Raw genomic sequence first — 18,776 nt, 5'->3', positions numbered from 1 at the left:
CGGGACGGTCGTCACCTCAGCAGGCGCCGAGGTTCTTCCACACCCCCCACTGGCCGCTCGTGCCCGGGTTCTCGCCCGTGGTCCACCACTTGGCCTCGTACTTCGTGTTGTTGTAGGAGACGCGGGCGCCGCCCGTGTAGACCGAGCCCGCCGACCAGGCCGGGTCCGTGCACGTGCCGTTGCCGGTCGTGCCGCCCGTGGTGCCCGTCGGGTCGCCGCCCGTGGGGTTGCCACCGGTCGGGTCGCCGCCCGTCGGGTTGCCCGTGGGGTCGCCGCCGACCGAGATGTCGACGCAGTTGTAGAACGCGTTGACGGTGTTGGACACGTTCCACCGGGCGAGCACGGTGTGGTTGCCCGCAGGCAGGTTCGTCAGGGTGTGCGAGATGTTGCTCGGCGGCTGTGCGCCACCCTGGCTGAACGTCTGGTGCAGCTTGCCGTCGACGAAGTACTCCCACGTGCTCGTGTTGTGGGCTGCCGTGAGCTTCCACTGGAACGTCACCGTCGAGCCGACGCTCTTGCGAGGCCAGGCCTTGCTGTTGTCGTCCAGGACGGTGAACCCGCTGCCGCCCGAGCACTGCATGGACCCCTTGGGGGCCTCGGCGCTCTGGGGCTCGTACTGCACCCCGCCACAGCTGAAGGACACCGCGCCGGTCGCACAGTTGTCCTGCCGGCTGGGCGGGGACGTGATCCACCCGTGCGCCGAGGCGCTGGGTGCCACGATGATCGGGGCTGCGATCGCTGCCACTCCGAGGACGGCGGCGATCATCGCCGCGCGTAGTCGTCTCATGTTTCTCTTCTCGCTCTCCATGGAAGTCGGTAGGCCCCATTGCCGGGCGACCTACTCATGTCGAATCGGACATCTTCGACGCTAAGGAAAGAAACAGGCAGGCACAATCCGGTAAAGCACGTAGGGGGTCCTACGTATCGGGCACGCGCAGAAGTGGCGCCGTGCCAGGAGAATTCCTGGCACGGCGCCACTTCTGTGCGCTTCGTGCGCGGTACCTCACGCCCTCACGGGCATCGGGTCTCAGCAGGCGCCGAGGCTCTTCCAGGGGCCCCACTGCGCGCCGGCGCTGGGAGCCTCACCCTTGGTCCACCACTTGGCCTCGTAGACCTGACCGTCGAGCGACACCTTGGTGCCGCCCGTGTAGACGGCGTTGGTGTCCCAGGCCGCGTCGGTGCACGTGCCGGGCGTGCCGCCCGTGGTGCCGCCGGTGGTTCCACCGGTCGTGCCGGTCTCGCCGCCCGTGGTGCCACCGGTCGTGCCGGTCTCACCGCCCGTGGTGCCACCGGTCGTGCCACCCGTGGTGCCGCCACCCTCGACCGTGATGTCGATGCAGTTGTAGAACGAGTTGACCGTGTCGGCCACGTTCCAGCGCGCGAGGATGGTGTGGTTGCCCGCCGGCAGGTTCGTCAGCGTGTGCGAGATGTCCTTCGGCGGCTGGGCGCCACCCTGGTCGTAGGTCTGGTGCAGCTTGCCGTCGACGAAGTACTCCCAGGTGCTCGTCGCGTGGTTCGCGGTGAGCTTCCACTGGATCTTGACCGACGAGCCGACCGTGGTGCGGGGCCAGGGCTTGCTGTTGTCGTCGAGGATCGCGTAGGCGCTGCCGCCGCTGCAGGTCGTGCCGCCGTGCGGGGCCTCGACGCTCTGCGGCTCGTACTTCAGGGTGCCGCAGTCGAAGGACACGGCGCCGGTCGCGCAGTTGTCCTGACGGCTCGGCGGGGAGGTGACCCAGCCGTGTGCAGAGGCGGCGGGCGCCAGCACCACGGGGGCGACGATGGCGGTCGCGCCGAGAACGGCGGTGATCATTGCCGCGCGAAGTCGTCTCATGTGCATCTCGCTTTCTTTGTGGCGAACGGCGAGACGCAGGGCCTCGGTCCACCTCGACCAGAACGGTGCGACGTTAGGTCAGCGGTCGTCGCGTCTTCAAACGGTCGGCAGGCGTACGGGAAACCACGTAGTCGTGTCGTCCTGGCGCCCGGAGCGGCGTCTTGGTGCGGTTGGTGAACGGAATTCTCCGGCAGATGAGAGCTCCATGAGATCGTTTCGACGTTTAATCGTGTGGAGAACACCTATATGACTGGAACGTCCGGTCTCGGGGTGGTCGGCGCACCGGCAGGCAGCCGACGCCCGGGCTCCGGAGTGGCGTCCCGACCGCGGGAGAGCGGCGCGACCCCCTCTGGGCGAGCGGCGCCGTCGGGCGGGGGGACGAAAGTCCCTGACCCCCGGGACCGTCGTCCGTGGCCCGGGGCGGGCTGCGGACGCGAGGCTGGGAGCATGACGAACCGTGGAGAGAACCTGACTGCTGCCGTCGTCTACGAGTCGATGTTCGGGAACTGTGAGAAGGTCGCCCGCCAGATCGCCGCGGGCATGGCGACGGGCGTTCCCGTCAAGGTCGTCGACGTCGCGGACGCCGTGGCGGACCCCTCGCTCCTCGACGACGTCGACCTGGTGGTCGCGGGCGGTCCGACGCACTCCATGTCGATGAGCCGCCCGGGGACCCGGGCCGAGGCCGTCCAGCGCTCGGGCGGCACGGTGCCGGCCCGCAACGTCGGGCTCCGCGAGTGGTGCGTCGCGCTCCCCGACCACTCCGAGGGGACCGGCCCGCGCTGGGTCACGACGTTCGACACGCGCACCGCCCTGGGCCGTGCGATCCCGAGCTCGGCGTCGCGCGCCGCGGCCAGGATCATCACGCGCAAGGGCTACGAGATGCTCGTCCCGCTCAAGTCGTTCCTCGTCGAGGACGCGGCGGGGCCGCTGGTCGACGGGCACATGGAGCAGGCGTACGTGTGGGGCGAGTCGATCGCCGCGGCGCTGCGCGCGAAGGCGCCGCTCACGGTCTGAGACCGTGGGTGCACGACGGCCCCACCAGCAGCCGAGCCCGGCCGGGGAAGACGGGTTCAGCCGCCGGTGGGGCCGTCGTGCTGCTGGAGCAGGCCCGTGACGACGTCGAGGATCACGGAGTCCTCCATGCCGAGCGCCCGTCCGTGGGCCACGAGCTCGGTCGCGCGCGCGGCGAACGAGCGCTGGTCGGCCTCCGAGGTGCCGTGCTCGGGCACCGCGACCACGGTCCCCGTGCGTCGCCGCGAGACGACGGCCCCGGTCGCCTCGAGCTCGCGGTAGGCGCGCTGGACCGTCCCGACCGAGATCCCCAGGTCGCGCGCGAGGTCGCGCGACGAGGGCAGGCGGTCGCCCGGGCTCAGGGCCCCGAGCGAGACGAGCGCGGTGATCTGGCTGCGGATCTGCTCGTAGACGGGGACGGGTCCTTCGAGGTCGACCGTGAGGGTCTTCATGCGGCGGACGGCTGGGGCGCCGCGGGAGCGGCCGGTGCGGGGTGGCGCGCGAGCACCGAGAGGCCCGCGACGACCGAGGTGATCCCGATCGCCGTGGCGACCGCGAAGGCGACGAACGCGGCGGGGCTGCGGTCCGCCGAGAACAGGGCGAGGGACGCGAGGAGCATGACCGCGGCCGTGCCCAGCCCGACGAGGAGTTGCACGCCCGCGAGCACGTGCGCGGCGCTGAGGCGGCGCAGCGCGTCGTCCTCGGCGGCGGTCGCGCCGCTCACGACCGCACGGCGCGAGACCAGCTTGAGGACGCCCAGCGTCGCGAGGGTCACGACGGCCAGCGCGACGAGCAGCGGCACCCCGTAGGGCCAGCCCGGGTACGGGCCCGAGCTCCCGGTGGACCAGCCGTCGGGCGAGACCTGGATGGGGGCGTCGACGGCACGTCCGCCCTCGCCCGCGGTCAGACCGAACACCACGAGCCCGACGGCGGAGACCGCCACGGTCACGAGGAAGAGCGTCAGGCGCCACTCGCCCAGGGAGCGGACGCTGCGACGAGAGAGGGCCGCGGTCCGCACCGCGCCCTGGGTGCGGGGCCAGGTCAGCTCGCCCACGGCGCGGACGGCGAGCAGGAGCACGGCCGTGGCGGGCGGTGCGACGGCGAGCAGCAGGCCGGGGGTGTGCGTGCTGCTCGTGAGGTCCGCGGCGCCCACGGGGGAGAGGGCGTAGGCGATCACGAGCAGCGCGAGCAGGCCCGCGACGGCCGAGGTCGTCCGTTCGTGGGTCAGGGCGGCGTCGAGCACCTTGCGGGTCGGGTGCCGACGGACGCGGACGGAGCCGGCCAGGATCAGCACAGCGGCCGAGACGGCGCAGAGCGCGGCCAGGGCGGCGACGGGCGGACCGAACATGGGCACTCCTCCGACTGGATCAATGAATCATAGTATTGACTCATTGGAGCCCGGGTGTCCACCCCGCCCGTCGCGGTCCCGACCACGGGGTGCGCCTCGCCGCGTGGCTCGGCGCACCCCGCGGTCAGTCACCAGGTCGAAGGCGCCGGGGGTGCGACGACCGGGGGCCGGTCGTCGCACGTGATGGTGTTCGGCAGCTCCCACGGCGCGAGCCACGGGCCGGTGGTCCCGCCCCCGTCGTTGCCGCCGAGGTCGGTCACCGTGAACTCGGAGCCCGTCGCCGGGAAGTTGAACGAGCCGCAGTTGTTGATGCCGACCGCCCCGACGTTCCGGGCGTCGACGTTCTCGAACGTCGCCGAGCCCGCGACCCGCGCGCTCAGGACCGAGGTGCCGGTCCCGTCGATCCGCGTGTCCTTGAAGTGGACGCCACGGATCGCGACCTGGTCCTTCACGGGCCAGTCGGAGACCAGCATGATCGCGTTGTAGGTGCTGTCGAGGAAGTGGTTGCCGACGACCTGGACGTCGGCGTCGATGTCGCGGTCGAGCGCGTAGAACCAGATCGCACCGAGCCCGATGTTCCAGTTGAGCTCGTACGTCCCGGACCGCACGGTCGTGTTGTCCGTGATCCGGAGGCTGCCCGTGAAGGGCTCGGCGCCGAACCGTGACCCGACGTGGAGCGCGCTGCCCTCGCGGACGGGGTCGGCGACCAGGTTCCTCGACACGGTGTTGTCGGTGCCGCCGTAGACCGCGATCCCGTTCGCGAGCGTCGGGGACTGGATCGTGTTCCGGTCGAACGTGTTGTTCGCGTTGGCGAGCTTCTCCGACCACATGGCCAGGCCGTCGTCGCCCGTGTTGCGGACCAGGTTGTTCGAGACGACCGAGCCGGTCACGCCGCCGTGGAAGTTGAGACCGTCGGCGATCTGGTCGGTGATGACGTTGTTCGTGACGCGCAGGTTGTCCATGGGGCCGTCGAACCACAGCCCCACCTTGGTCCGGTGGATGTAGAGCCCGTCGATCGTCGAGTCGCTCATGGCCCCGCCCACGCCGTTCACCTGGTCGGTGTCGATGCGCTCGCGGACGTCTCCCTCGATCGTGAACCCGGACAGGTGGACCTCGCGGCTCCCGCCGTCCGCCGCGTCCTTGCCGTAGAAGCCCACCCCCGTGTGCACCGAGCCGTCGGGCGCGGGCGTCGCGAGCGTCGTCTCGCGGCCCTTGACGATCGTGTACCAGCTGCCCGCGCCCTGGATCGTCACGTCGTCGACCATGATGTGGCGGTTCACCTGGAAGGTGCCCGGCGGGACGTAGACGGGGAGCCTGGCCTTCTTCGCGAACGCGATCGCCTTGTCGAACGCGGCGGCCGAGTCGCGGCGACCCAACGGGTCGGCGCCGAACGCGAGCACGTTCGCGGCGCGCAGCGTGAGCTTCGGAGGGGCCACGACCTGCGAGTCGAGCAGGTCGATCACGGTCCAGGCGGCCTGGCTCCCGGCGGGGACGGTGAGCCGGACGGTCGAGCCGGCCGGGTAGGTCCTCGTCAGGAGCAGGCGCTGCTCGTCGTAGAAGTGCGTGGGCCGGAACGGCTTGGTGATCTCGGGGGCGGGGGTCGTGGCGGCCGGGACGCACGCGCACTCGGTGATCCACCAGTCGGGGTGCAGGAGGTCCGCGCCCGGGTCGTTCGTGAACGGGTACTGGTTGTAGAGCCACGAGTACTGCGAGGTGAGCGTCATGGTCCGGCTCGGGCCCCGGTCGACCGACACTGCGAGCGGAGCGGTGATCCCGCCGCCGCCCGGCGCGTCCGGGATCGAGTACCGCACGGTCAGCGCGTTGGCGGCCTTCGGCAGCGTGAACTCGACGTACTGGCCCGGTGCGAGCCGGACGCCCGAGCGTCCCGAGGCCTCGGACGCGAGCGTGTAGGCCGTCCGGTCGGGGGTGAGGACGGTGCCGTCCGTGACGGCCGACTCGGCCTCCTGCTCGACGATCCCGAGGTCCGCGCCGCGGCCCGCGACGAGGTCCGGGGCCAGTGCCGCACGGGTCGCGGCGGGGCTCGGGGGGCGCGGGTCGCGGCCATGGGCGGCCGCGCCGGCCGCGGTGCCGACCACGAGGCCGAGTGCGACGGTGAGCGCGGTGAGCGAGGTCAGGGGGGATCGGGACCGCCCTCGTCCTCCGAGGGGGAGAGTGGGGCTGAGGTGTGTTCGTGTCATCGTCGACTCGACTTCTCTCGGGAAGGCGCTGCCTTCGCGGTGCAGGGCGTCCTCGCCCTGACGGTGAGCCCGAATCTATGGCCGAGCGTTCACCCGCGCAAGGGTTCTGCGAGAAGTTTTCGCGCTTCTGTCGATTTCTTGCGTCGATCCGGTGGTGACTACCCGCGACGGGTGATGCCCCGACCACCAGGTGCCGGGGAAGGTGGGGAGCACGATCCCTCGGCCACAGGAGACCACCATGAGCGACACCACCCCGCCGACCGCCCCTGACACCGTGGTCCTCGTCCACGGCCTGTGGATGACGCCTCGCAGCTGGGAGCACTGGGTCCCGTACTACGAGGCCAAGGGGTTCCGCGTGCTCACGCCCGGCTACCCGGGGTTCGAGATCGAGGTCGAGGCGCTGCGCGAGAACCCCGAGGTCATCGCGAGGCTCACGGTCCCCGAGACCGTCGACCACCTCGCCGGGATCGTCGAGGGCCTCGACAGGCCGCCCATCATCATGGGCCACTCGTTCGGCGGCACCCTGACCCAGCTCCTGCTGGCCCGCGGCCTGGGCGCGTCGGCCGTCGTGATCGACGCGGCCCCGACCGAGGGCGTGCGGGTCAACCCGCCGTCGCAGATCAAGTCGCTCTTCCCCATCCTCAACAACCCCGCCAAGGCGCACCGCGCCGCGGGGTTCACGCCCGAGCAGTTCCACTACGCGTTCACCAACACGCTCACGGCCGAGGAGTCCCGCGAGGTCTACGACCGCTACCACATCCCTGCACCCGGGAGCTGGGTGTGGGCCTACGGGCTCATCGCCAACTTCAAGCCGGGCAAGCAGGAGACCTGGGTCGACTACGACGCCGACCGTGCACCGCTCCTGTTCATCACGGGCAGCGAGGACCACATCATGCCGGCGTCGGTGAACCGGTCGAACGCCCACAAGTACCACCGCTCGCCCGCGGTGACCGAGGTCCTGGACTTCGAGGGCCGTTCGCACTGGACGTGCGCCGAGCCCGGCTGGGAGGCCGTCGCGGACGCCGCCCTCCACTGGGCCGTCGCGCACGCCCGGGCGCCCCAGGCCGCGGGGGAGCCGGCCTGAGACGACCGACCACCTGCGCGAGGCTCCCGCCCGGCACGGGCGACGTCTACCGCCGGACCGTCGCTCCGGCGTCGGGCGGGCGCAGCGCGTGCGCGAGCTGACGGCGCGAGGAGACCCCGAGCTTCCGGAACGCCTTGCGCAGGTGGTAGTGCACGGTGTGCGGGCTGATGAACAGGTGCGCGGCGATCTCTGCGTTGGTCGCGCCCGTGGCGGCGAGCTCGGCCACGCTCTGCTCCTGCGCGGTCAGACCCGTCGTGGGGCGGTCGAGCGGGACCTGGGCCCGCCCCGTGACCGCAGCCAGCTCGCGGCGGGCGCGCGCCGCGAACGGCTCGGCGCCCATGCGCTCGAACAGGTCGAGCGCGGCGCCCAGGGCGACGGTCGCCTCGCGCCGGCGACGCCGTCGCCGCAGCCACTCGCCGTGCAGGAGGTGGGTCCGTGCGAGGTCGGCGACCGCGCGTGTCCGCGACAGGTGCCCGACGGCGTCACGGAAGTGGGCGTCCGCCTCACCGTCCTCCGCGAGGAGGGCTCGCGAGCGGGCGAGCACGCCCAGGCCCCACGGCGCCCCGCTCGCCAGGGTCACGTCGGCGAGCCGGGCGAGCGCGGCGCGGGCCGCGTCGTCGTGACCGCTGCGTCGTGCGGACTCCACGAGGTCCGGCAGGACGCGGAGCCCGACCTGCAGGAACCCCTCGCGAGCGATCGCCGACGCAGCGTCGAACGCGGCGGCGTGGTCGCCGGCGGCGAGGTCGAGCAGCATGCGCGCGGTCCGCGCCAGGCTCGCGGCCCCGCCCAGGCCCAGGTGGTCCGCGGCCCCCTGCGCCTGGTCGATCCGCTCGCGCAGCGCGGGGAAGTCGGGACCGTGCCACGCGAGCAGCTCGACGTTGGCGAAGATCCGGGCTTGCTCAGGGCTGAGCCCCACGGCCTCGCGGAGCTCGTGGACCTCGGCCAGGAGGTGGTCGGCCGCCCCGAGCTGACCCATCACGGTCTCGCACAGCGCGAGCACCCACAGGGCCGAGTCCAGGGCAGGGATCGCGCCGGCAGCCCGGGTCTGAGCGGCGGCCTGGCGCACGAGCTCGTCGCGGGCAGCGTCGTCCCACAGTGCCGTGGTCACGGCGACGGCCAGGAGGCCGTGCCGCTGGAACGTCTCGGAGGACGCCGCACCCGGCGCACGCATCGCCTCGACCGCGGCTCGTAGCGCGGGGACGCACCGGGCGTCGGGCGTCGTCGCGAGCGCTGCGAGCGCGCCCAGCAGGGTCGAGGCCATGTCGCTCGGCCGGTCGAGAGTCGTGTCGTCGGTGCTGTCGACCTCCTGGGCGCGTGCCTCGCGCGCGAGGTCCGCGAGGGTGTCGTCACCCGCCGCGCGCTCGGCGCCGAGGATCTCGCCGAACGCCGTGAGCAGCGCGTCCTGGGCAGCCGCCGGGTCCGTCGCGCGCAGCGTGCGCGCGGCGCGCAGGAAGAGGCCCGGGCTCTCGGCCGCGGCGTGCGGAGCCCCGGAGTACTTGCGGGCGACGGCCCGAGCGGTGAGGCACCGTGCGAGGACCGCCGGGGCGAGAGAGTTCTCGTCCACCCCGTCCAGGAGGGCCAGCGCACGGACCGGCGACCCGGCGAGCGACGCGGCCTCGGCCGCCGAGACCGCGCGTCCGTCCCGCCGCGGACCTGGCGCGGTGAGCTCGACCGCGCGGGCGAGGAAGGCCGCGCGGGCCGCGTAGCCGCCTCGGGCGCGGGCACGCTCGGCGCCCTGCTCGAGCGCTGCCGCCACGCCCTCGTCAGGGCCGAGGGCGGCCGCCGAGAGGTGCCAGGCACGCTGGTCGACGTCGGCCGGCCTGTTCGTCACGGCGGCGAGCGCGGCGTGGGCGGCCCGGCGCTCGCTGCCGGTCGCGCCGCGGTAGACGGCCGACCGCACGAGCGGGTGGCGGAACGCGACGTGGCTCTCGACCGTCACGAGGCGGTCGCGCTCGGGCGCGTCGGAGGCGTCGTCGGGCAGGCCGAGGGCCTCGGCGGCGGCCCTGACGTATGCCGTGTCGCCCCCGGGCTCGGTCGCGGCGAGCAGGAGCCAGCGCTGGGTCGGGCGAGCGTACGCGCGAGTGTGCCGCTGGTAGTGGTCCTCGAGGTGGCTGCCGACAGGGAGGGGCGCCGAGAGCACCGCGCCGCCCGCGAGCTGAGCGGCGCTCAGCTCGCCGCTCAGGTCGAGCAGCGCGAGCGGGTTGCCGCCGGTCGCGGCGACGATCGAGTCGGCGACCTGCGGGTCGAGGGCCGTGCCCACCCGGGAGCGCAGGAGCGAGAGCGCCGCGTCCCGCGGGAGCCCTGCGAGGTCCACCGTGGGCAGGTCCGACACCGCGGCCGCGCCCGGCGTCCCGGCCCGGACCGAGAGGACCAGGGCCACCCGCTCGGCGCGCAGCCTGCGGCCGACGAACGCGAGGAGGTCGAGGGACTCGCGGTCGAGCCACTGCGCGTCGTCGGCGAGCACGAGGACGGGGGCGTCGTCGGACAGCGCGGCCAGGAGGGACAGCACGGCGAGGCTCACGAGGAACCGGTCCGGTGCGGGGCCCGACGACGCCCCGAGGGCCGTGCGGAGCGCGTCCGCCTGGGGAGCGGGGAGGCCCGCGATGCGCGACGCCCGGGGGAGGAGCGCGCGCTGGACGGCCGCGAAGGGCAGGTCCGTCTCGGTCTCGGTCCCCGTGAGGCGTAGGACGTCGAGGCCGCCCGCCGTGGCGGACAGCCGGTCGAGCAGGGCGGTGCGGCCCGATCCGGGCTCCCCCCTCAGGACCAGCACCCGGCTCGATCCCTGACGCACCGAGGCCAGCAGGTCGTCGAGGACCTGCTTCTCGCGCTCGCGGCCGATCAGGGTCACGTCGCCCGGACGTGCGGACATGGCACCACATCCCTCGAGCCCGCCGGAGGGCTCCGTCCACGGCACGGCGGGGGTCGGGGCGCCCCTCAGCGGGACACTATCGGGTGAAGCGGGCCACGTCACCGGGAAGGGGCCACGGGCTCTGCGCGCGTCGGCGGAGGGCACCGAGAAGGTGACGGTGACGGCGACGGTGACGGTGATACGGCGACGTTCCGCCCGTGCGCCTCGCGAGCGACCACGGGCGTCCGGCTCCACTTCCCCTTCCCCTGCCCCTGCCCCCGCCCCTCTGCCTCGTGGGGCCCGGGGTACGGATGTGTTTTCTGCGTAGCCACCACAATTGTGGTGGCTACGCAGAAGAACACCCGCCTCCGGGAGGGGTGCGGACCCCTCCGGGAGGGGGCGGACCTGGATCACCGGTGACTGGAGCGCCGGCCAACCAGCCGACCGCCGCCGGGGTCCGTCAGTCGACCGTCACGGCGTCGAGCACCGGGAGCCGCGCCGCGCGCAGCGCGGGCCAGCCCGCGGCCAGGACGCCGACGAGCACCGCGATGCCCACCATGGCCCCGAGCCCGGCCCACGGGATCGCGAGGGCCGTGAAGCCCGTGCTCGCGAACACGGTGGGCATCGCAGCGGCGAGCCCCACGCCCACCGCGAGCCCGAGGAGCGTCCCGAACACGGCCGTGAGCACCGACTCGATGACGATCGTCCCGGCGAGCTGCGACCGCCCCAGACCCACGGCCCGCAAGAGCCCGATCTCACGCGTCCGTTCGATCACCGACAGCGCCAGGGTGTTGACGATGCCGAGGACCGCGATGACGATCGACAGCCCCAGCAGGGCGTAGAGGATCGTGAGCATCTGGTCGATCTGGCTCGCGAGCGCCGAGACGTACTCCTCGTCGTCCATGACCGACACGATCATGTACGGCTCGGCCGCCGCGGTGACCGCGGCGTCGAGCTCGGCCTGGGACACGCCGTCGGCCGCCTTGACCAGGAGCATGGTCGACATCTCCGCGGGGGCGACCGAGAGCTCGGCGAACACCGCGTCGGGCACGACGACCGGGACGCCCAGCGCGGGCGAGTCGAAGATCGACCCGATCGTGACGTCCACGCTGCCCTGCTGGGAGCGGAGCGTCAGCTCGTCACCCAGTCCCCAGCCCTCGTCGGCCGCGGTCGCCTGGAGGACGCTGACCTGCCCGTCGGCGAGCGAGTCGAGGCTGCCCTCGACCGTCTCGGTCTGCCACGTGCGGCCGAACACCCCCGGGTCCACCCCGAGCACGAACAAGGGAGACGCGTCGGCAGCGTCCCCAGAGGACGACCCGACGAAGTACTGGTCGGCCGTCAGCGAGTCGGCCGCACCGACCTCGGGCAACGTCGAGATGTCGCTCACGGCACCCGAGGGGACCGTGCCCGTCGCGGACTCCACGACCAGGTCGGCCAGCGACTCGTCGGCCACGATGGACTTCATCGACGCCTGCATCGACACGGCCAGGACCGAGGCCGCGCCGACGAGGGACATGCCGATCATGAGGGCGCTCGCGGTGCTCGCGGTGCGGCGCGGGTTGCGCGTCACGTTGCCGCGCGCCAACGTCCCGAGGGGCTTGGCCCACGCGACGAACGGCGCCGACATGACGTGCAGGACGCCGCGTGCGACGACGGGCGCCAGCAGGAGCGTCCCCACGATCACCCCGACGGCCCCGAGACCGAGGAGCGCCCCGGTGCCCGCGGTCTCGTCGGCCGCCGCCTGGACGACCGCGACGACCACGGCCCCGACGCCCGCCCCGGCGACGACAGCGCCCGCGATGCCACGAGCGCGGAGCGACCCGGCCTGGGCGGGGGAGTCGTCGCGCATGGCCTCGACCGGGGCGACGAGCGCCGCGCGTCGGGCAGGGAGGGCCGCCGACGCGACCGAGACGACCACACCCAGCACGAGCGAGACCACGACGGTCGTCGCGTCGAGGGGGATGTCGCCCGCGAGCTCCATGCCCATCGACCCGAACATCGCCTTGAGCGCGGTGACGAGCCCCAGCCCGCCGAGCACCCCGAGCGCGCCGCCGAGCGCCCCGATGACCGCGGCCTGGACCAGGATCGAGGCGAACACCTGGAGCGGGGACGCCCCCACGGCGCGCAGCAGGGCGAGCTCGCGCTGCCGCTGCCGCACCGTCATCGCGAACGTGTTGGCGATGATGAACCCGCCGACGAACAGCGAGATGCCCGCGAAGACCAGCAGGAACGTCTCGATGAACCCGAGCTGCGACGCGATGTCCTCGCGGGCCTCGTCGCGGGCCGTCGTGCCCGTGACGGTCTCGACGGGGGTCGTGGCGGTCAGCACGGCGGCGGACGCAGAGCTGTCGATCGCGGCCGTGATCCGGTCGGCGAGCTCCTGCTCGCCCACGCCGTCCTCGGCCAGGACCGAGATCGTCGAGACCATGCCGTCGGGCGCGAAGGCCGCCGCGGCCGTCGGCTCGTCGAAGAACACGATCCTCGCGCCCGCCATCGAGGCACCCATGTCCACGATCCCGGTCAGGGTCGCCTCGGCGACCTGTCCTGCGACGACGAGCGTGGTCGAGTCCCCGACCGTGAGGCCGCTGGCCTCGGCCGTGCCGGCCTCGAGCAGGAACTCCCCGGGGCCCGACGGCGCCGCGCCCTCCGCGATCGGCGTCGAGGGGTCGGCGGCCCGCCACGCGAGGCCGAACGTCGGCGCGCCCGTGGTGGGCGGCGGGGTGCCGTCCGCCCCGACGAGCACCAACGGACCGGTGTAGTCGGCGAAGGCGTGCGCGACGCCGTCGACCCCCTGGACCGTGTCCGTCAGGTCCGCCGGGATCGTGGTGCGGACCTCGCCCGCGCTCGCGTTCTCCTGCGTGAGCGCCGCGGAGTCCTCGCCGCCGCGCAGGTACACGTCGAACGAGGACCCGGCGTCGACGATCCCGTCGAAGGTCGAGGAGAGCATCTCGCGCAGCGAGAACGTGCCCGCGACGAACGAGACGCCGAGCACGACCGCGAGGATGGACAGCCCGAGGCGCACGAGGTGCGCGCGGACGTTGCGCAGGGCGACGCGCAGCATCAGGCGGCCGCCTTCTTGCGCGTGAGCGAACCCAGGACGGCGAGCACCGAGTCGGGCGTCGGGTCGGTGACCTCGTCGACGATCCGGCCGTCGGCCAGGAACAGGACGCGGTGCGCGTAGCTCGCCGCGACGGGGTCGTGCGTGACCATGACGACCGACTGGCCCAGGTCGTCGACCGACTCGCGGAGGAACGTCAGGACCTCGCGCGAGGACGTCGAGTCCAGGTTGCCCGTGGGCTCGTCCGCGAACACGACCGCGGGACGGGAGACCAGGGCGCGCGCGCACGCGACGCGCTGCTGCTGGCCGCCGGACAGCTCGCTCGGGCGGTGCGTCAGGCGGTCCGTGAGCCCGACGGCGTCGACCACCTTGGCGAGGTACGCCCGGTCCACGGGCTTGCGGGCGATGTCGAGGGGCAGCGTGATGTTCTCCTCGGCCGTGAGCGTCGGGACGAGGTTGAACGACTGGAAGACGAAGCCGAGCTGGGTGCGCCGCAGCTTCGTGAGCTGTCGCTGGTTCATGCCCGAGACCACCAGGTCGTCGACCACGACCGTGCCGGCCGTCGGGGAGTCGAGCCCCGCCATGCAGTGCATGAGGGTCGACTTGCCCGAGCCCGAGGGGCCCATGATCGCGGTGAAGCGGCCACGCCCGAACTCGACGTCGACGCCCGCGAGCGCGTGGACGGCCGTCGGGCCCTTGCCGTAGGTCTTGACCAGGCCACGGGCGGACGCGATGGTCGGCGCGGCCCCGCTCGGTGCGGGATCGCCGGGGAGGGCGGCGGGGGACGTCGTGGTGCGGGTCGGGGAAGGCATGGCGGACTCGTCTCTGGGAGGGTGCGCTGGGCTGTGCAGCGCCCCTGACGGAGCGAGCCGACGGGGCCGCGAGCCCTGTCCACGGTCACCCCTCCGAGCCGCTGGCACCATGCTGGCGCGCACGGCCGGTGCGGGGCATCGGGGATGCCCCTGAGACGGACCCTGAGAGTTTCCTGGGGGTGAGCCTGGGTGGGAGGGGCCCGGGCCCGGTCGGCGGGACTACGGCGTCGGCGGGACTACGGCGTCGGCGGGACCGCCGGGTCAGCGGGAGGGGCGGGGTCAGCGGGAGGGGCGGGGTCAGCAGGCGGGGCGGGGTCCGCGGGCGGGGCCGGCTCGGCCGGCGCGGCCGGGTCGCTCGGCGCATCCCCCTTGGGGGTCTTGGGGGGCTTGGGTGCGGGCGCCTGCCCGAGCATCGCGGGGTCCGGGCCCGGGAAGCCGACGACCGGCGTGCCCTCGAGCGCGGTCTCCATGTAGGACCGCCACGTCGGTGCGGCGAGCGTCGAGCCGTACCACCGCTTCTCGTAGCGGCCGTTGATGCGCATGTAGCTCATCGAGACGTCGTTCTCGGCGTTGCCGATCCACACGGCCGTGACGAGCTGGGGTGTGTACCCGATGAACCAGGTGTGATGGTTGTTGTTCGCGGTCCCCGACTTGCCCGCGCTCGGGCGGGAGAGCTGGGACTTCTTGGCCGTCCCCTGCGTCATGACGTTCTCCAGCGCGAACGTCACGGTGTTCGCGATCCGTGGGTCGACCGCGTTCGGGGTGCAGTTCGCCGAGGGGACGGGGAGGTCGGCACCGTCGGCGCCGACGACGCGCGTGATCGCGATCGGTGCGCAGTACGTGCCGCCGCTCGCGAACGTCGCGTACGCCGCGGCCATCTGCAGCGGGGACGAGTTCTGGGTGCCGATCGTCATGGTGGGCATGACGTGGATCGAGGACGCGTCGCCCTTGAGCTCGGAGGTGATCGACGGGCGCAGCCCGGCGTTCCACGCCATGTCCCGGACCCCGCACAGGTCCAGCTGGGACTCCATGGACGCGTACGCGGTGTTGACCGAGTTGAACGTCGCGCGCAGGACCGGGATCGACCCCTGGTCCGTCGACCCGTCGGAGTTCCCGGGCGACCAGGCGTCGCGGCCGAGACGGGCGCACGAGGCGCGGAAGTCCCTGTTGGGCACGAACGTGCGCTTGTTCGCGTTGACCGTGTCGTTGAGGGTGTGGCCCGAGCGTAGCCACTCGGCGAGCGTGAACACCTTCCAGGTCGACCCGGGGGAGAAGCCCCGCGACGAGCCGTGGAGCTGGTCCGAAGAGTAGTTGATGGCCGTGGTCCCGGGGGCGGGTTCGCGGGAGACGTCGTAGGGCCGGTTCTGGGCCATCGCGAGGATCTTCCCGGTCCCGGGCTCGACGGTCACCAGCGCGTCCTCGAGGCCGCTCGGGTCCAGGGCGGGGACGGCGGCCGTGATGTTGGCCTCCGCGGCGGCCTGCAGGCGGGGGTCGAGGGTCGTGGTGATGTCGAGGCCGCCGCGGTAGAGCAGGGCCTGACGATCCTTCTTGGTCTCGCCGAACGTGGGGTCCGACGTGATGACCTTGGTGACGTAGTCGCAGAAGAACGCCGCACCGGCCGCCGTCTGGCACCCGGCGGAGATGGGCTGGACGTTGAGCGTCGCGGGAAGCGGGGTCGCGACGGCCTCGTCGTGCTCCTGCTGGGTGATGTACTCCTGCTGGAGCATCCTGTCGAGGACCCTGTTGCGGCGCGCCTCGGAGTTGGCCGGGTTCGTCACGGGGTCGTACCGGGTCGGTGCGTTCGTCACCCCGGCGATGGTCGCGGCCTCGACGATGCCGAGCTCGGAGGCGTGCTTGCCGAAGTAGTGGAGCGAGGCCGTCTCGACGCCGTAGACCCGGATGCCGAACTGCGCGATGTTGAGGTAGCCCTGCAGGATCTCGTCCTTGGTCATGACCGTCTCGAGCGAGATCGCGAGCTTGGCCTCGCGGGCCTTGCGGCCCAGCGTGTCGTCGCGGGCAGCGCGGACCGCGATGGGGTCCTCGTCGCGCATGGCCTGCTCGATCAGGACGTTCTTCACGTACTGCTGCGTCAGGCTCGACCCGCCCTGCGTGTCGCCGCCGGTGAAGTTGTTGATCGCGGCACGGCTCACGCCCTCGGGGTCGAGCCCGCCGTGCTCGTAGAAGCGCTTGTCCTCGATCGCGACCACGGCGTTCTTCATGTGCTGCGAGACCTCGTCGAGCGGCACCACGATGCGGTTCTCGGTGTAGAACGTCGCGAGGAGCGTGGCCCCGTCGTTCGCGAAGACGCGCGACTTCTCGGAGAGGGGGCCGGGCTGCAGGTCGTCGGGGAGGTCCTCGAACAGCTGCGTGACGTCCTTGCTCACCGCGCTCGCACCGGCGGCGAGCGGCAGCAGGAGGCCGGCCGCGAGGACTCCCCCCACAGCCGACACGAGCAGGAAGGCCAGGAGGAGCGCGAGCGCCTTGACGGCGTGGGGCTGCTGGCGGGGTCGTGTGGACTGGCCCATCTGCCGACTGTACGTCTGGCGGTGCGGCACGGCTCGGCGACAGCACGGTCGTGACCTGGGCGTGACATGGGCGGTGCTGCACCGTCAGGCCTGACCCGCCCGGTCCTCGCCAGGCAGCGGACGACTCGTCGCCCTAGCCTGGAGGTCGACCCGGGAGGCGACATGCTCACGTCCCGCACGCCCCGAGGCCTCGACCGGCTCGTCAACTTCACGGACGCTGCGGTGGCCATCGCCATCACGCTCCTCGTCCTGCCGCTCGTCGACCTGGTGACCGACGGCAAGGAGCACCCGCTCCGCACCCTCGTGGAGGACGAGCGGGGGACGTTCCTGGCGTTCGCGATCAGCTTCGTCGTGATCGCGAGCTTCTGGACCGGGCACCACCGGGTGTTCGAGCACCTCGAGGACTACTCCTCGGCCATGCTCTGGGCCAACTTCCTGTGGCTCGCGAGCATCGTGTTCATCCCGTTCACGACCCAGCTGCTCGCCGACCAGGGCACCGACACCGCGCCCGTGAACGCGCTGTACATCGGGACCATGATCGTCACGACCGGGAGCCTGGCCCTGATCGAGGTCCTGGCGGTCCGGGATCCATCCCTCCAGCGCGCCGAGGTCCGCGGACAGCTCGACGCCCGTGGCGCGCTCGTCGCGATCGCGCTGCTGCTCGTCGCGCTCGTGCTGAGCGTCGTCACGCCGGTCGTCGGGCTGTACTGGCTGTTCCTGCTCTTCCTCTCCGGGCCGCTGACGCGGTTGTTCAGGTCGCGACGTCCCACGGAAGACGCGGGCGTCGCACGGAAGGCCTCGGAAGAGGCCGACGGCCAGGACTGACGCGCCGGCTCTGTGGCGCTAGCGTGACCTCGTGCCACTCACGCTCTGCGTCCTCCTCTGGGCCGTCGACGGTCAGGTCCGCTCCCTCGCGCGCTACGAGGACGAGGTCCTCGCGCTCGTCCCGCGCCACGGTGGGCGGGTCCTGTCGCGGGTCCGGAGCGTGCCCGGCGAGGACGCGTCCCGGCCCACCGAGGTGCAGGTCATCGAGATGCCCGACGACGCAGCGCTCGCCGCGTACATGGCCGACCCGGACCGCGTGGCGCTCGCGGACCTGCGGGACCGGTCGGTCGCACGGACCGAGATCGTGCGCGTGGAGCAGGTCGTCGGCTGACGGTCTGAAGCCGCGGGTGACGGCTCGCCGTCGTCAGGCCCTGACCTGCGACGTGTCGCGACGCAGGTAGCCCCACGCCAGGACCGCGCACACGACGCCGTTGACGAACCCGGCGAGGACGTCGGTCAGCGAGTGCATGCCGCGGTACAGCCGGGCGAAGCCGACCGCGAACGGGACGAGCACCGCGAGGACCGTGAGCACGACCCGGAGCGCCGGGTTCTGCACGCGCTGCGCGAGGAGCGCGAGCGTGAGGTAGAAGGCCGTGGAGGCCCCCGTGTGGCCGCTCGGGAAGCTCGAGGTGGGCGGGGCGTGGTCGAGCATCTCGACCTCGGGGCGCGAGCGGCCCACGACGAGCGAGGACGTCAGGAAGACCAGGGCCTGCAGAGACACCGCGAGCGCGGGGACCAGGGCGAACCACCACTGCCGCGTGCGCCACCAGATCAGGGCGACCGCGAGCACGCAGGCGCCGATGATGAACTCGGTCGTCCCGATCGCGGACAGCATCTCCGTGACCGTGTCGAGGAAGGGGGTCCGCCAGGTCACGAGGTTCTCGTTGATCCCGGCCTCTCCCGGCAGGTTCTCGAGCGGGCCCTTGATGAGGAACCCCAGACCCACGACGGCGAGCCACAGCGCGGCGCCGGGAAGGAACGCCCGGAGGGCCAGGTCGCGGGCGACCTCGCGGCCGGTCGGCCGAGAGGTGTCGAGCTCGTAGCGGTGGACGAACGGGTGCACAGGGCCTCCAGCGGTGGTCGGCACGCGACGACCTGGGTCGGCGCGTGGGCGTCACCGGACATTACGTGCAGACCGGGCGACTCGCGCGTCGGGAGTGGTCGCGTCGGCCGACGCGGCGGTGGGCGGTGGCGGCGTTCGGTGCCGAGCATGCGGTTGCCGTCGTGATCCGGCGG

14 protein-coding genes are annotated in these 18,776 nt (G+C 72.7%); 4 read left to right on the top strand and 10 right to left on the bottom strand.

Annotation, left to right across the window (positions count from 1 at the left end):
- Window positions 1-16 precede the first annotated feature (16 nt).
- A complete protein-coding gene (locus tag ASE15_RS02100; RefSeq protein ID WP_082618108.1) occupies window positions 17-787 on the bottom strand; it encodes a lytic polysaccharide monooxygenase in 771 nt (256 codons plus the stop codon).
- 240 nt (window positions 788-1,027) lie between these two features.
- Window positions 1,028-1,810: a lytic polysaccharide monooxygenase gene (locus tag ASE15_RS02095; protein ID WP_235534077.1), complete on the bottom strand. Its 783-nt coding sequence runs from the start codon at window positions 1,808-1,810 to the stop codon at window positions 1,028-1,030.
- A gap of 468 nt (window positions 1,811-2,278) precedes the next feature.
- On the opposite strand from ASE15_RS02095, the gene ASE15_RS02090 reads away from it, so the two are divergent.
- Window positions 2,279-2,845: a flavodoxin family protein gene (locus ASE15_RS02090; protein WP_056644831.1), complete on the top strand. Its 567-nt coding sequence runs from the start codon at window positions 2,279-2,281 to the stop codon at window positions 2,843-2,845.
- A 56-nt stretch (window positions 2,846-2,901) separates the two neighbouring features.
- Here ASE15_RS02090 and ASE15_RS02085 read toward each other — a convergent pair whose 3' ends face one another.
- From ASE15_RS02085 to ASE15_RS02075, 3 genes are all read right to left on the bottom strand, one after another.
- Window positions 2,902-3,294 (bottom strand): GntR family transcriptional regulator, encoded by a 393-nt coding sequence (locus tag ASE15_RS02085; protein WP_056644834.1) that lies wholly within the window; start codon window positions 3,292-3,294, stop codon window positions 2,902-2,904.
- Window positions 3,291-4,190 (bottom strand): hypothetical protein, encoded by a 900-nt coding sequence (locus tag ASE15_RS02080; protein ID WP_056644837.1) that lies wholly within the window; start codon window positions 4,188-4,190, stop codon window positions 3,291-3,293. Before ASE15_RS02080 ends, ASE15_RS02085 begins: the two co-directional genes overlap by 4 nt.
- A gap of 128 nt (window positions 4,191-4,318) precedes the next feature.
- Complete coding sequence (locus ASE15_RS02075) at window positions 4,319-6,286, bottom strand: glycosyl hydrolase family 28-related protein (protein WP_235534074.1); 1,968 nt, start codon at window positions 6,284-6,286, stop codon at window positions 4,319-4,321.
- A 340-nt stretch (window positions 6,287-6,626) separates the two neighbouring features.
- Here ASE15_RS02075 and ASE15_RS02070 point away from each other — a divergent pair, with 340 nt between their 5' ends.
- Window positions 6,627-7,472: an alpha/beta hydrolase gene (locus ASE15_RS02070; protein ID WP_056644843.1), complete on the top strand. Its 846-nt coding sequence runs from the start codon at window positions 6,627-6,629 to the stop codon at window positions 7,470-7,472.
- Between the two features lie 46 nt (window positions 7,473-7,518).
- Here ASE15_RS02070 and ASE15_RS02065 read toward each other — a convergent pair whose 3' ends face one another.
- The 4 genes from ASE15_RS02065 to ASE15_RS02050 form a co-directional block, all read right to left on the bottom strand.
- The gene (locus ASE15_RS02065; protein ID WP_056760888.1) at window positions 7,519-10,341 is read right to left on the bottom strand and encodes a LuxR family transcriptional regulator; all 2,823 of its coding nucleotides are present in this window, start codon (window positions 10,339-10,341) and stop codon (window positions 7,519-7,521) included.
- 439 nt (window positions 10,342-10,780) lie between these two features.
- Window positions 10,781-13,381, bottom strand: a complete 2,601-nt coding sequence (locus ASE15_RS02060; RefSeq protein WP_056760885.1) for an ABC transporter permease — start codon at window positions 13,379-13,381, stop codon at window positions 10,781-10,783.
- Entirely contained in the window at window positions 13,381-14,190 is an 810-nt protein-coding gene (locus ASE15_RS02055) for an ABC transporter ATP-binding protein (protein ID WP_082618106.1), read from the bottom strand. Before ASE15_RS02055 ends, ASE15_RS02060 begins: the two co-directional genes overlap by 1 nt.
- Before the next feature lie 236 nt (window positions 14,191-14,426).
- Window positions 14,427-16,715, bottom strand: a complete 2,289-nt coding sequence (locus tag ASE15_RS02050) for a transglycosylase domain-containing protein (protein WP_056760882.1) — start codon at window positions 16,713-16,715, stop codon at window positions 14,427-14,429.
- A 162-nt stretch (window positions 16,716-16,877) separates the two neighbouring features.
- Here ASE15_RS02050 and ASE15_RS02045 point away from each other — a divergent pair, with 162 nt between their 5' ends.
- Together ASE15_RS02045 and ASE15_RS02040 are read left to right on the top strand one after the other, a co-directional pair.
- Entirely contained in the window at window positions 16,878-17,540 is a 663-nt protein-coding gene (locus ASE15_RS02045; protein WP_056644855.1) for a TMEM175 family protein, read from the top strand.
- 31 nt (window positions 17,541-17,571) lie between these two features.
- Window positions 17,572-17,871 (top strand): DUF1330 domain-containing protein, encoded by a 300-nt coding sequence (locus ASE15_RS02040; protein ID WP_056760878.1) that lies wholly within the window; start codon window positions 17,572-17,574, stop codon window positions 17,869-17,871.
- 33 nt (window positions 17,872-17,904) lie between these two features.
- Here ASE15_RS02040 and ASE15_RS02035 read toward each other — a convergent pair whose 3' ends face one another.
- Window positions 17,905-18,627, bottom strand: coding sequence for a phosphatase PAP2 family protein (locus tag ASE15_RS02035; protein ID WP_235534072.1), 723 nt, complete (start codon window positions 18,625-18,627; stop codon window positions 17,905-17,907).
- Window positions 18,628-18,776 lie beyond the last annotated feature (149 nt).

This window comes from Oerskovia sp. Root22, from assembly GCF_001429135.1.
GTDB classification, from domain to species: Bacteria; Actinomycetota; Actinomycetes; order Actinomycetales; family Cellulomonadaceae; genus Oerskovia; species Oerskovia enterophila.
Note: the sequence above shows the minus strand (reverse complement) of the source record. Positions and strands in the feature narration are given on the sequence as shown.